The following is a 13,800-nucleotide window of genomic DNA, read 5'->3' as shown; positions in this document are numbered from 1 at the left end:
CCTTAAATTAATGAAGATAAATAGTTACTACTTGCTTATCACTTTTAGGGATAAATGCAATCATAGTAGTACCCCGGCTTGTTTGTTTCGCGGTAATTCCATGACTAGCATGGTTATTACCATAATTCAATAACGGTAACGTAACATAATTTATTCGGTCCGGCTTTAAACTAGTCAATGTATAACTAATGCGGTTGTACCCTGGCTTTATTTGTTGTTGAAAAAGTTTAACTTTATGACCATTGATAACGGCAACATGTCGGTGAATATCAGACTTTTTCCTAAAGTAAGTTGCTTTATCCATACCAGTCAGAGTTTGCTCTGGCATGTAATCAGTATAAACTGCATCAGTGGCCATTTTCCTATATTGTCTTATTTGTTTATACGCAATAATCTGATTACCATTATGAACATAATTATGAATGTAATTGAACGTGATGAAGTTAATGGTTATAAAAATCAGAAACAAGATACCCCTTTTATTTATTAACGGCTGAAGGACCCATGAAGCATCATATGCAATGCAGAAGGTGGCGATACCCAGAAAGCGCCATGGAAATTGAATTATATGTAATGGCGTATGCTGAAAAATAAACCAAGGGAATAGATTGGTCGAGAGTATTAGAGCAAATAAGCCAATAACTGCTAACTGTCTTCCTAACGAGTTATAGCCACGTAGAATAAATAAACTAATAAATGTGCAAATTAACACTACAAATCCCAAGTTTACTGTCGAAAGTGGCCCAGGAACAAGATTGGCAAGCGAATTAATTAAAAGGTCATTAGATTTAAGGGCTTCGTTTTGTAATGTATCAGGAACAATTGGTGCAACTATTTTATTGTTGTGATTTGAGATTATGATATTTAGTGTGATGGGTAAAGTGCATCCTAAGATTATTACTCCAGATAAAAGCAACTTTTTAAGTTTAATTTTGTCTAATTGACGATAATTAAGGCATAATATCACAATTATGAACAAAGTAAATATAAAAGCTGACAAAAGATGGCTATAAACAATAAATACAAATGTTATAGGCATCCACAACCATTTTTTCGAATTAGGTTGCTTAAGGAGACTTAGTAACCCCATTAAAAGCAGTGGTAAAAAGATTAAAGCAATATATTCGGGAATATCTCCGCGTTGGGTAAACTGTAGCAATAAATAACCACTGTTATTGTAAATTAAACTGAATAGAAACCCCAAATCACCTGATTCTGTATGCCTATTTTGACTGGGGAAGTTGTTAATGGCTTTATAAGAAACAATAAACGATAGCAACGTCAAAAAAAACAAGCAAACATTATAAGCGATAACTGGATTTATTAGACTCCGCATAATTGCAAATGGATATAGGAATAGGTATGGATAAAATGTACTAACAGCTAAACCAATCTTTGAAAAGGTAAAGCTACCGTTTGAAGCTAGTAAGTGTCCACTTAAAAGACTGTAATGTAATTCTTCAATTCGATTGAGATGAAATTGGAGATCCCATCCACAAATTATTCCTTGTCGGAAAATTAAAATAAAAATTATTAAAGCATTTAAAAAAAATAACAAATAATATTGCCAATAAATGGGCTTAAATCGTTGCATGTTTAACCTCTTGAATAATGATATATTATGATTTTCCATTTTCATTAATGAAATGAAGTCTTTTTATAAGATACACTTTATTATAATTACATGTGAAATAAAAGAACGAATTTTTTACAAGTCAAAAACCATCAACAAGTAAATAAGTATAATCCAGCTACCTGTCCTTTTAACAAATATGAGTTTCATTTACATGCACACTGTCTACATTAAATAACTATAACTGCTAACAAACGATCGTCTAATCAAAACTACGTATATATTACTTACATCATGCGTGCCCTTTATTATTACCAATTTAAGAGTACCTACTATAGATCACTGATAATGTAAGCTATTCCCAACAAATGGGAATAGCTTACATTATCTTTATTCTTCAGTAACTGAAGTGGCCGTGACGTGGTAAGTATGACCATTACCACTAACTGTCCAGTCATTCATACCGTTTTGAGTAGTTGTGTAAGAATCGATTTCGTCCATTGATGGAACATTTGGCTTCGGCTTACCGTTGATACCAGCATCGTTAATAACAGCTAATAAGTGTTCCTTAACAATGTCCTTAGCATCTTGAGCAGTCATTGGTGACCGTGTCGAAGCAGTTTGGTTGGACTTAACCTTGCTGGAGGTAGCACCATTTGATTTAGCCACTGAGTAATTGGCAGCAGCATTTTTAGAACTAGTCGTGGTACTTCCACTCTGGGATGAAGCTGTTATAGCAGATGATTCACTCTTCGTAACTGAGCTAGAATGTTTCACAACTTTTTCACTACGAGCATGGTCAGCCGACTTATGACTGGTAGTATTCTCGTTACCACAAGCAGCTAATGCCATGGTCATTGCACCTGCGGCAAATAGGGTTAGTAATTTCTTAGGCATGTTGACACTCTCCTTCATTGTCACGGTTCAATTATAAAACAACGTAGTAACTTGCTGCGTAGTACTTAGTGTAACCAACCTTGACAACATCACCTGGTTGCGGAGCGTGAACGTAAGCACCATTCCCCAGGGAAATAGCAACGTGGTAAGGAGCACTATCGCTACCAAAGAATAATAAAGAACCCTTTGGAGCATTAGCAACATCATAATGGTGTGCACCTAAAGTTTGTTGGGTATAAGTTGTGCGGTAGTTACTACCAAGTCCATATGCCCATTGTACTAAACCTGAGCAGTCAAAACCAGTCGATGGGTTGTTTCCGCCCCAAACATAAGCAGTACCACGGACAGACATTGCCTTAGCAACAGCAGCACTGTGATCGTCTGCCCATGAACCATCAGCATTAAAGTGATAAGTCTTACCATTGATAGTTTGCGTACCAGTTAACATCCAAGCGTTTGTTGGGTCGAAGTAGTACCAAACATTATTAATAGATTGCCATCCAGTATCAGCCCAAGCGTTTGTTGGGTCGAAGTAATACCAGAGTCCTGCTTGGGACTTAAACCAACCAGTATTTGCCCAAGCATTAGTTTCATCAAAGTGGTACCAAAGTCCGGCTTGGGATTTATACCAACCAGTAGTGGCGTTGGCATTAGTTTCATCAAAGTGGTACCAGTTACCAGCATTAGATTTGTACCAGCCTGTAGTAGCCCACGCATTGGTCTCATCAAAGTGGTACCAGTTATTATTGATGTTTTGCCAGCCTTCATCAGCCCAGGCATTAGTTGAGTTAAAGTAATACCAAAGTCCGGCTTGGGACTTGAACCAACCAGTTTGAGCAACACCAGTATTTTGGAAATAGTACCATAACCCTGCTTGAGATTGGTACCAGCCTGTAGTTGCAGAACCATCGTCGCCAAAATGGTACCAACTATTGTTAACGTTTTCCCATGTATTTGTAACATAGCTTTGAGAATTGGCATTGTAGTAGTACGTGCTATTGTTTCGTTGTACTAAACCAGTAGTAGTTGGTTTAACCTCACCATTACTAGCGGAGTTGTCAGCTTGATTTACACCAGTAGTAGTGTTACCTGCAGTTGTTTGACTAGCAGTAGCCATTGAAGTAGTGGCATTGGCAGATTGTTGGATATTTTGATCAGCAACCTGTGTCGTTACAACTGTATCGTTTTGGATAGAAGCATCTGCTTGGCCATCAATAGTAGCCATCGTCATACCAAGGGTTAAAGAAGCAACAGCAACTAATGCCATGCTCAACCATTGCTTACCACTCTTGTATAACTTAAAACGTTTCTTTTCCATAAAACTAAAAACAGCTCCTTTACTTTTCTTCCGTTTCACAACGATTATTAATATACTCTTAATTTTTAGAAAAATAAGGAATGTCGCGACTTTGTTATCGAATGTAGTCACTTTGTAACATTAGTGCAATTTTTTGTCATAAAGTAAAAGGTTAGTAATTTAGAAATGATAAACACAGTCTCAATAAATTATCAGCTGTTATATTTCATGCACCTTACGATAATGTTGCAAAAATGTTACAATAAATATGAAGAGGAAACTATGGAGAATGAAAGGGGTGCATCATAATGCTAAAAGTAAGTAAGAAGATACTAAACACTTCCCTAGCCATTGCACTTATCTTAGGTCTTGGTGGTTGTGGTATCAGCCAATCTGCTACAACAACTCATAAAAATAATCAACCATCTAGTGCTAAGGTTGTCAAACATAGCGGTAGTCATAAAGCTATTACAAAATCTAATAAATATGCTCAAAATGGCTCAACCTCTGTAAGTTCTTCTACCACAGAAAGTGAAGAATCTACTCATTTAACAAGTTCATCCGGATCAGAAAGTATTGGCAATTACCAACAACCAACAACCGGCATCTCTAATGCTAATAGTCAATCGTTTGTAAACAACAGCCAAACTCAGTCTGCACAGATTAAGAATCAACCTCAACAACAATCAAGCTCAATTCAATTAGGATTAGGTGATATCGCTGTTTGGACTGATCAATATGGTGTAGTTCACCACGTCGATTCTGATGGAATGGATCGGATGACTATTCCTGGAAGCGATCAAGTAAAGTACCAGGACTGGTCAGGACCACTACCAGCTAACGCGCAGATCGTGTCAAGTACGCACAGCAATGTTCAGCTAGGATTAGGTGATATTGCTGTTTGGACTGACGAGTATGGAGTTACCCATCACGTTGACTCTGATGGTATGGATCGAATGACTATTCCTGGAAGTAATGAAGTGAAATACCAAGATTGGTCAGGTTACTTACCATCTAATGTAACAATTGAGCATGAGCATTAATTCTTACATAAATAAAAAAGACGAATCACAATTGTGATTCGTCTTTTTTATTTAAACCATGTAATTCCAAAATTTCCAATGTGTTGCACGTGCAACGTAATCATAAATGAAGAATGCAACACAAGCTGTAATCATCACAAAAATAAAGTCCATAACCGCAGTAGTAGTGAAACTAGTAATGTGGAATTTGTTACTATTTAAATAATCAAAAACAGCTAATGACCATGCTTGAAAACAATACAGAAAAGTGCTGAACCTTCTTAAACTTTCTGATTGTACTTCATTAATCCTAGGAATATATATTATCGAAAAAATAACAATAACAAGACTAGTCGGCATAGTCAAAATAGTTTCATCATTACTAAGGCAACCACCTAAGTGACTCACTATAAGATTTTCCAGATAATAACAAATGATAAGTACACACATTAAAATAGATACTTTACTCAAATTATAACCCTTTACGGTATTCAAGTTTTTCGCTAGTAAATACCCAATAAAAATATAAATTATCAATCTTGGAAATGAATCAGAATTAATCAACTCTAATTTAATTAGTCTCAAGAATCCAAGTTCACTACATAAAACAAAATATATTTCTAATACAATACAAAACATTCCATAAAGATACTTGTTTTTTCTAAAAACATATTTATAAACAAATAAGGAGAAGGGAAGCGCAATTATCATCCCAATTATGTACCAGGATGGAAACCATCCATTCACATTGGAGGGCCATAGTTTGAATAATAAATCAAAAATGTATTTAAAAAAACTGAAGACATGACAACCATTAGTTCTGAAGAACGAATAACTATTTTTTACCGCTAAAGGAAGGTAAATAATCTGCCACAAGCCATACAACCATAGTAACCTAACCTCGAACTTCTTTAAGTAATGCTTCCTATCGTCATGACTATTCAGTCTTAAATAGTGTTTAAAGAAAAAGAAACTCGTAACGATTGAAAAAAAAGGCAATCCTAACCTACCTATTGTTTCAAATAAAGGTACATGCGTATGAATTGCAACTATTCCAATGGCTGCCACAACTTTTAAACAATCAATTCCCTCATAAGTAACTTTATGATTCATATTCCACCCTACCATTTAAAAGACAACTATATCCATAATTATATACATATCAAGTCGATCATTAAATATATAGGTACTAATCAATTTTGTCAAGTAGATGATTATTCCTATATAATCATATATCTCAACAATAACTTGAGTGATCAATAAATATATTTGATTAAAAATGAAAAAGAAGATCGATAGATTATACTACCAATCTTCCCATTTACTTTAATACTGCAGCCAGTTACCAGTAGCGCCAAAACTATATTGGCGTCCACCAATCCAGTAACGACCATTAGCTAATGCTGCATCACTACCTGGTTGGAAATAGTACCAAGTACCATCGTAACTCTTCAGCCATCCAGTCATTGGATGACCAGCTGCATCAAAGTAGTACCGTTGACCATTGTCATGGTTAAATCCCCAACCATTAGTAACCATCCAAGCATTATCCTGATCAAACCAGTACCATAATCCAGACGCTGGTGAACGGAACCAACCTGTGACAGCCCATGCATTTACTGGGTCAAAGTAATACCAATTACCAGCGTTAGAGCGATACCAACCCTTTGTTGCCCAGGCATTGGTTGGATCAAAGTAATACCAATGTCCGTTAATGCTCTGCCAGCCAGTATCAGCCCATGCATTTACCGGATCAAAGTAATACCAATGTCCCGCGCCAGAACGGAACCAACCTGTGACAGCCCATGCATTTACTGGGTCAAAGTAATACCATAATCCTGAAGCTGGAGACTTGAACCAACCAGTAACTGCCTTACCATTATCATCAAAATAGTACCAATTATTAGCAGGAGTTGTCTTTTGCCAGCTGGTTTTAGCATATCCACCATGAATATTGTTCTTAGTATCCTCATCACCGGCAAACCAGTACCATGACCCATTAACCTTTTGCCAGCCAGTCAATAAGCGACCAAAAGTACCATCATGGTTAGGGTTAAAGTAATAAACTTTACCATTTATTGTTTTAATACCAGCAAACATTTCGGCATTACTTTTGGCAAAATAGTACCAATCGTCACCAATCAAATTCCATCCTTGAACAGCTTTACCATTCTTACCATAGTAGTACCAAGATATCTTGCCATCTTTGGACTTTTGCTCACCCCATGTATTAGCTTTTCCAGTTGGAGTATCAATATTAAATTGCTTTACATGGTTATCGAGATACCCATCGATAACTGTGTTCATATGACTAATCTCTGCACTAGCATCTGTATCATACTGATTAAGGATTTTTTGATTTTCCTCTTTCAACTTTGCCAATGTAGCATCATTAGTAGATTTTAAGTCAGTCAAATATTTCCAAGCAATAGCGGCTACATCTACAACGCCTTTTTTAGCTTCGTCAAGCTTAGATTTAGCCTTTGTTAAAGCATCTTGGTCAGATTTAAGTTGATCCTGAGCCGTTTTTAACTTTCCTTTAGCTAAAACTAGAGCATCATTATCTGAATTGTCTGCCTTACTATCCTGTTCTTTATTCTGATCCTTCCCCTTTGCAGGTTTTACAGCTGCGGAAGCTTCATCAACTTCTTTTTGGGCCTCTTTAACTGCCTCTTGATCTTTGACCACAGCATTGCTTAAATCTTCATAGCCTTTTTGTGCCGCAGAGGCTGCTTGATTAGCCTGAATAGCTGTGTCATAAGCATCTTTAATTCCTTTGATCGTTAAGGAATTTCCAGCAGAAACAGCTGCTTCATCCGAAGTGTATTCTTTCGTAAATTGCGCACTTTTAGCATTATATTCTTGAGCTAATGCAGCAGACTTGGCGCTTTTTTGACTAACGTAATAATCGCTAATCGCCTTTGTTTCCTGCTCCTTTTGTTGACTTGCTACACTATTAGCTTCTGATTCGGTGGAAGTAGCATCAATAGCTGCTTTAGCAGAAGCATATGTAGTATCCAAAGTAGATGCAGTTGGTGTTGGGTTGGCAGCATCAGTATTTGGCTTGTTGTTATTTGTGGTCGTTTTAACTACCGGAGTTTTATCGTTAGCGTAAGTATTAGTCGTTGAAGCAAAAATACCTAGTGTTAAAGCTACACTAGCTAACAGGATTGTATTTCTCAATTTATAAGAATGAACATGTTCATTGTTCATGAATAACTCTCCTTATTTACTATAATCAATTGTTTTTGTAAAGTTCATTTTACACCAATCCAGATTGAAGAGCTATAAATAACTCAAATATTAAGGTTAAAGCTACGATGTTAAATTCATTAAATGTTAGAAGACGGAACAAAGCTATATAAGTTGATAATTTTAGATTACCTTGTCTACCACTCACATATGATTAAATTCAAAGGCAAGTCTATCGTTTAGCATCTACCAATTTCTAAACCGCCCAAATCATACAATTCTATTTCGCTTTTTTATGACATTTCTAAATTTCACTTGACACCATCTACTATCAAAAATAAAGTAAGTAAACAAAAAGACAGAAACCTGGACATCTTATTAAATTGTCATCTTCCATACAATCTAAGCTCAATTGTTACAGATACAGTGGACCAACTCTTCAATTATTCTAAAAGTACAATGGTGTAGTTAAAATATGCCACAATAAATTTTAGTTATTAGTAAGACCGTAATTAATTATTTTAAAAGTATACCTACTCCCTTACTTTTTTCGTTACACTTCATACATAATAATATTTGACTATGGGTTAACATAAAGACAAATAAACATGAAAACAACAAAAAGTACCAATAGACACATCAAAGTTTTCGAATGTTTTAGCACTTCCGCTGGGTCACCATCAGAGCTATTACTTTCAATGATCAAACAGTAGTCTGCAACAATCAACATCGAAAATGGGACTGTATACACTAAGTTATTTCCTCGTGTAATTGTCCACAAAGAATAGAAGACTAACGTTAAACCTATAAATACATACATAATTTTATCCAAAAAATGAATATTGTAAGCTTGAAGGACTTTACGCGTACTTGTCCCCTTTTTTAATTCATTTCTCCGCTTCCCAAACCCTAAGAAGAAGGAAGCAGAAATTACTGTTAATAACAGAGAATCAGAAATGAGTATACCGCAAACTACCGCTCCATAATATAACCTTATTACAAATCCAGCTGCAATAATTGCCACATCTAACAATGGGACATTTTTTAAACCATTACTATATAGAACGTTAATTAACATATAAACAATTGGTAAGCTTAAAGCAGCATAAAAGCTATCAATAACTCTGACCAATAGGGCCATCAAACAAATGCTGATCACGATCAATAATGCCCAAAGCATTAAAGCATGTGCTTTGCTGATGTGACCACTAGCAATTGGACGATATTTCTTTTTAGGATGTAGCCTGTCTTTGTCTGCATCTTTAATGTCATTTAAAACATATACCGAAGAAGCAATTAAACTAAAAGCTAAAAATGCTATGATCAAGTCTGTAATTTTATTAGACGTAAATAGGCGGCCACTAAAAAATAATGGCACGAAAATTAATAGATTTTTAACCCAATGAAAAGGCCGCATTAACTTAATGTAATCTCTCATTGCATACTCCTAATCTTATATCCAAGATAATATATTATTATACCCAACCATGTCAGAACAGAAATCCACACAGATATAATATCTACGAGAGAATCCTTATACTTTACAGTTACATACTTATTATGTTGAGGAACTGTAATCTGGATTAATGAATGATTTGTCACCATTGGCTTACGATACTCTTGATTACCAACCTTAACCAGATCATTTTGATAGTACAAAATTGGTAATTCAACTTTTTCACCTGCTTTGATATTTGACAGGTAATACCTAAGTTGATTAGGGCTCGACGTTAGTTGTTTGCCTAATGGAACTGCCTTACCATTTATGATACCTTTATGGAGTGCAATTTGAGTAACCTTATCCCCAACCGCTTTGGGAAAGTAATCAAATGATCCATTATGAGCATAATAATGAAGCTGATTATTCCATTCTGACATCGTCACATTATACGAGGTCCCATTTTGTTGTGGGTAATAGTGTCGAACTGTGGGACGTTTGCTTAAATAAGGGATATTTTCTCTAGCAGTTATTAATTGTTGCTCACCAGAATATACCAATCCTACTGGAATCAAAGTCAAAGCCAACAAGGAAATAGTGGGAATCCGGTAATGACTATAACTATTACTGAACCATACTTGGACAATTCGCGATAAATATATTGAAAGTAATAACGTTGCTAATCCATTAAGACGATATGGAAACTGTATTACTGATAATGGGGTTTGAATAAATTTATTCCAAGGAATTAATGTTGTTGTTAATACTGTTAACAATGTCCCAGCAATATATACATATCGATCAGCTAAACTGGCTTTATTCCAGTAAAGGACACCAAAGAACAATGTAATAATTAAAACTATGCCAATATATTGATAAGGGCTATTATTAAGTGACTTTAAGATTGTATCACTAGGGGTTTGAACAAACTCTAACCCTTTCCATGATGCGACTAAATTGTTAGATAAAGTTTGTTCGATAAATGGTAAAAGATAAAAAGCCGACAAAGAAAGTGCCAAAAAGGCCGCTTTAATTGCTGAGCAAAATCTCTGGCTTTTGTGATCAATAAAGTGCCAAAAAATAACTAAAGTACCTAGTAAGAAGAGTGCAATTAATGCTGTTGTCAACATATGCGAATAAATTAAAAATGTCATTCCCAACGCTAACAAAGGCCACTTATGATTATCATGAAAGAAAATTTCATAAAATCCCAACAATGCAAGCGGCATAAATGTATATGCCAAAGCTTCTGCCAACACGTTTTGATTAAATACTAAATATAGGCGGTAATTGGCAAATGAATAAATAATTGAAAATGCAAAGGATCTTTTTCTGGAAAACGAAAACTTTAACATAGAGTAATAGGCTACTGATAATGTTAAAAAGTTCATTAACACAATGCCAATGTAAAAAGCACTAACGGGATTATTCGTAATTAAACGTAATATAACAAAAGGATAAAGTAGTAACCATGGGTAAAAGAAATTAATACCACTTCCAACCTGGTTAAAAGAAAAGGCAGAGATGCGAGGAATAAATACACCATGCTGGATATCTTGATATAATTCTTCCATACGATTCACATGAAACATTAAATCTCCGGAACCAAATATAACTCCACGATGAGCAAACGGCCATATATAAATAATTGATAACGCAATAAATAATGCGTACATAGTAATATTAAGCCATATTTGTCTCTTACTATTTTCCACTATAAGTTACTCCTCACTTTTGATAGAAATTTTGTAAATATATTATTGATGTTTACATGACTGAATAGCAGTATGCGAAAATAGTCAATTAATGAACATGCCATTAATAAAGCCAGAACAAACACTATACCAAATGCATTTATTTGGAACATAGAAATTCTGTTATTATGAAACACTGGTAAATTCCATAATAATCCCTTCACTAATAAATTATCTGTAATCAAATAACTTGCAAAAACCGTTTTTGCAATACTATTGACATATCTGTTAACAAAGGATCTCTCTTGCGTTACCTCTATAAAGATTAAAGTTGCTAACAGTAATTGAGGGATTCCAAAGAAGAAAACATTTATATAGTTTGTTTTACCAGTTTGATAGCACCCAGCTGCGCATATTATAGTGAACAAATATATAATTATAATTTTTGATTTTATGAACGCTATTCTTATATTGTATTTCTTTATATATGCGCCAATTAAATATGCAGGTAAAATATAGCCAAACTGAATTTCAGTTGAAAAAATAACGCTTTTAATAGGTGTTAAAGCACTAGATAGAAAACTCATTACTATTACCAAATAGAAAAATTGCCTTCTAGACAATTGATTAAGACAAATATTAATGAATGGAATCAATAATAGCAATATTAAGTAAGCATCAACGAACCAATATTGATCAGTCATAAAGGGTAAAGCACACTTGATAAGTTGTCCAAAGGAAAAAGTAGTTAACTTGGTTAAACTTAAAACTATATATATACCAACAGAGTAATAGAACGCTTCAAGCCAAATACTACATGATTTTAACAAGCTTTTTGATATGGGAAATGTTTTATTACCAACAAAGTACCCCGTTATCATAATGAAAAGGTATACCCCAAGTTTCCCAAGACTCAAATATGACGACAGCAAAGTATAGTCCCAAAATGAATGTATTGAAGGAACTCTCCATTTCTGCCCAAAATAATCAAAATGGAAGATGATTATCATGAACATACTAATGATCCTTAATAATTCAAATCTACTATCTCTTTTCATACCTTGATCCTTCCACATGCTACTCATCACTTTAATACTTTTTCTACAACTTACTCGTTAACTTCACATCTGGGTACTTTTGCTTGAACCAATTTTCAGCAAATTGATTTTCAAACAGGAAGAGTGGCTGGTCATGAATATCTTTAACTAGGATATTTCGTGATGATGACATCTTTTCGTCTAATTGATCTGGGTCAATCCAACGCGCTGTCTTATTACCCATCGGCTCCATAATGACATCAGAATTGTATTCATTCTTCATCCGGAACTTAAAGACTTCAAATTGTAGCTGACCCACTGCACCCAAAATGTAATCGCCAGTAGAATACGAACGGAACAGTTGAACTGCTCCTTCCTGAACCAACTGGTTAATTCCCTTGTGGAATGACTTCTGTTTCATAACGTTCTTAGCAGAAACGCGCATAAAGAGTTCTGGAGTAAATTGTGGCAGCTTTTCGAACTTAATATCCTTCTTGCCAGTATAGATAGAATCACCAATTTGGAAATTTCCAGTATCATACAAACCAATAATATCCCCAGCAACCGCTTTTTCAACGTTTTCACGAGTATCAGCCATGAATTCAGTCACGTTTGATAAGCGCATTGGTTTCTGGGTCCGCTCTAGCGTAACATCCATCCCCCGATCGAATTTCCCGGAACAAATACGGACAAAGGCAATTCGGTCACGGTGACGAGGATTCATGTTAGCTTGAATCTTAAAAACAAAACCTGAAAATTCAGGATCCAGTGGGTGCACATCTCCATCATTCTCAGTATGGTGGGAACTTGGTGCAGGAGCAAACTGCAAGTATGTTTCCAGGAACGTTTGAACACCAAAGTTAGTTAACGCAGATCCAAAGAAGACCGGTGTTTGATCACCAGCAGCGATCTTGTCACGATCTAGTTGGTTACCAGCAACCTCAACTAATTCCATCCCATCAAGAGCATCCTGCCATTCACCATCACCAGCCAATGGGTTTTCTCCTTTGACATTGCCGTCTTCATCGAGTGGTAAATAAGGATGTTTAGGATCACTAGGATGTGTTAAAGCAACACGGTGATTATAACGGTCATAAATTCCCTTAAACTGACGACCAGAGCCAATTGGCCAATTCATTGGGTAAGTTTCAATACCTAACGTATCTTCCACTTCGTTAAGTAAGTCCAATGGTTCACGTGCATCACGATCAAACTTATTCATAAATGTAAAGATCGGGATCCCACGCATCTTACAAATTTTGAAAAGTTTTTTAGTTTGTGGCTCAATTCCTTTTGCGGAATCAATCACCATAACTGCAGAATCCACCGCCATTAGAGTTCGGTAAGTATCTTCAGAGAAATCTTCGTGTCCTGGTGTATCCAGGATATTGATTCGTTTACCTTGAAAATCAAACTGTAAAACTGAAGATGTAACAGAAATCCCCCGCTTCTTTTCGATTTCCATCCAGTCTGATTTTGCAAAGTTACCGGTTTTTCGTGCTTTAACTGTTCCGGCTTCACGAACAACCCCACCAAAAAGTAACAGTTGTTCCGTAATAGTGGTCTTACCCGCGTCCGGGTGGGAAATAATGGCAAATGTCCGCCGCTTATTAACTGCATCTGCAAGTTGTTTTGATGACATGAAACTTG

10 protein-coding genes are annotated in these 13,800 nt (G+C 35.5%); 1 reads left to right on the top strand and 9 read right to left on the bottom strand.

Annotated elements, in window-relative coordinates; translation table 11 throughout:
* Positions 1-7 precede the first annotated feature (7 nt).
* The 3 genes from FD27_RS07825 to FD27_RS07815 form a co-directional block, all read right to left on the bottom strand.
* The gene (locus FD27_RS07825) at positions 8-1,594 is read right to left on the bottom strand and encodes a hypothetical protein (protein ID WP_057752331.1); all 1,587 of its coding nucleotides are present in this window, start codon (positions 1,592-1,594) and stop codon (positions 8-10) included.
* A gap of 369 nt (positions 1,595-1,963) precedes the next feature.
* Positions 1,964-2,470, bottom strand: coding sequence for a hypothetical protein (locus tag FD27_RS07820; RefSeq protein ID WP_057752328.1), 507 nt, complete (start codon positions 2,468-2,470; stop codon positions 1,964-1,966).
* A 31-nt stretch (positions 2,471-2,501) separates the two neighbouring features.
* Entirely contained in the window at positions 2,502-3,788 is a 1,287-nt protein-coding gene (locus FD27_RS07815) for an NlpC/P60 family protein (RefSeq protein WP_057752325.1), read from the bottom strand.
* 287 nt (positions 3,789-4,075) lie between these two features.
* On the opposite strand from FD27_RS07815, the gene FD27_RS07810 reads away from it, so the two are divergent.
* The gene (locus tag FD27_RS07810; protein ID WP_057752322.1) at positions 4,076-4,810 is read left to right on the top strand and encodes a hypothetical protein; all 735 of its coding nucleotides are present in this window, start codon (positions 4,076-4,078) and stop codon (positions 4,808-4,810) included.
* Positions 4,811-4,861: 51 nt separating this feature from the next.
* On the opposite strand, the gene FD27_RS07805 is transcribed toward FD27_RS07810, so the two are convergent.
* The 6 genes from FD27_RS07805 to FD27_RS07780 all read right to left on the bottom strand — a co-directional run bounded on the left by FD27_RS07805 (position 4,862) and on the right by FD27_RS07780 (position 13,792).
* Positions 4,862-5,902: an acyltransferase family protein gene (locus tag FD27_RS07805; protein ID WP_057752319.1), complete on the bottom strand. Its 1,041-nt coding sequence runs from the start codon at positions 5,900-5,902 to the stop codon at positions 4,862-4,864.
* 213 nt (positions 5,903-6,115) lie between these two features.
* Positions 6,116-8,002: an N-acetylmuramoyl-L-alanine amidase family protein gene (locus FD27_RS07800; protein ID WP_057752315.1), complete on the bottom strand. Its 1,887-nt coding sequence runs from the start codon at positions 8,000-8,002 to the stop codon at positions 6,116-6,118.
* Between the two features lie 559 nt (positions 8,003-8,561).
* The gene (locus FD27_RS07795) at positions 8,562-9,419 is read right to left on the bottom strand and encodes a UbiA prenyltransferase family protein (RefSeq protein WP_057752312.1); all 858 of its coding nucleotides are present in this window, start codon (positions 9,417-9,419) and stop codon (positions 8,562-8,564) included.
* Complete coding sequence (locus FD27_RS07790; RefSeq protein ID WP_057752309.1) at positions 9,416-11,134, bottom strand: 6-pyruvoyl-tetrahydropterin synthase-related protein; 1,719 nt, start codon at positions 11,132-11,134, stop codon at positions 9,416-9,418. The genes FD27_RS07795 and FD27_RS07790 overlap by 4 nt, the downstream gene beginning before the upstream one ends.
* The gene (locus FD27_RS07785) at positions 11,134-12,171 is read right to left on the bottom strand and encodes an acyltransferase family protein (protein ID WP_057752306.1); all 1,038 of its coding nucleotides are present in this window, start codon (positions 12,169-12,171) and stop codon (positions 11,134-11,136) included. Before FD27_RS07785 ends, FD27_RS07790 begins: the two co-directional genes overlap by 1 nt.
* Before the next feature lie 43 nt (positions 12,172-12,214).
* The gene (locus tag FD27_RS07780) at positions 12,215-13,792 is read right to left on the bottom strand and encodes a peptide chain release factor 3 (protein ID WP_057752303.1); all 1,578 of its coding nucleotides are present in this window, start codon (positions 13,790-13,792) and stop codon (positions 12,215-12,217) included.
* Positions 13,793-13,800: the final 8 nt, after the last annotated feature.

This window comes from Limosilactobacillus frumenti DSM 13145 (genome assembly GCF_001436045.1).
In the GTDB taxonomy this organism is placed as follows: domain Bacteria; phylum Bacillota; class Bacilli; order Lactobacillales; family Lactobacillaceae; genus Limosilactobacillus; species Limosilactobacillus frumenti.
This window is presented reverse-complemented; position numbering and strand designations above follow the sequence as displayed.

Excerpts from the sequence above, each read along its gene's own strand:
- FD27_RS07825 (WP_057752331.1), bottom strand. The coding sequence starts at position 1,594 with ATGCAACGATTTAAGCCCATTTATTGGCAATATTATTTGTTATTTTTT.
- FD27_RS07820 (WP_057752328.1), bottom strand. The coding sequence starts at position 2,470 with ATGCCTAAGAAATTACTAACCCTATTTGCCGCAGGTGCAATGACCATG.
- FD27_RS07815 (WP_057752325.1), bottom strand. The coding sequence starts at position 3,788 with ATGGAAAAGAAACGTTTTAAGTTATACAAGAGTGGTAAGCAATGGTTG.
- FD27_RS07810 (WP_057752322.1), top strand. The coding sequence starts at position 4,076 with ATGCTAAAAGTAAGTAAGAAGATACTAAACACTTCCCTAGCCATTGCA.
- FD27_RS07805 (WP_057752319.1), bottom strand. The coding sequence starts at position 5,902 with ATGAATCATAAAGTTACTTATGAGGGAATTGATTGTTTAAAAGTTGTG.
- FD27_RS07800 (WP_057752315.1), bottom strand. The coding sequence starts at position 8,002 with ATGAACAATGAACATGTTCATTCTTATAAATTGAGAAATACAATCCTG.
- FD27_RS07795 (WP_057752312.1), bottom strand. The coding sequence starts at position 9,419 with ATGAGAGATTACATTAAGTTAATGCGGCCTTTTCATTGGGTTAAAAAT.
- FD27_RS07785 (WP_057752306.1), bottom strand. The coding sequence starts at position 12,171 with ATGAAAAGAGATAGTAGATTTGAATTATTAAGGATCATTAGTATGTTC.
- FD27_RS07780 (WP_057752303.1), bottom strand. The coding sequence starts at position 13,792 with ATGTCATCAAAACAACTTGCAGATGCAGTTAATAAGCGGCGGACATTT.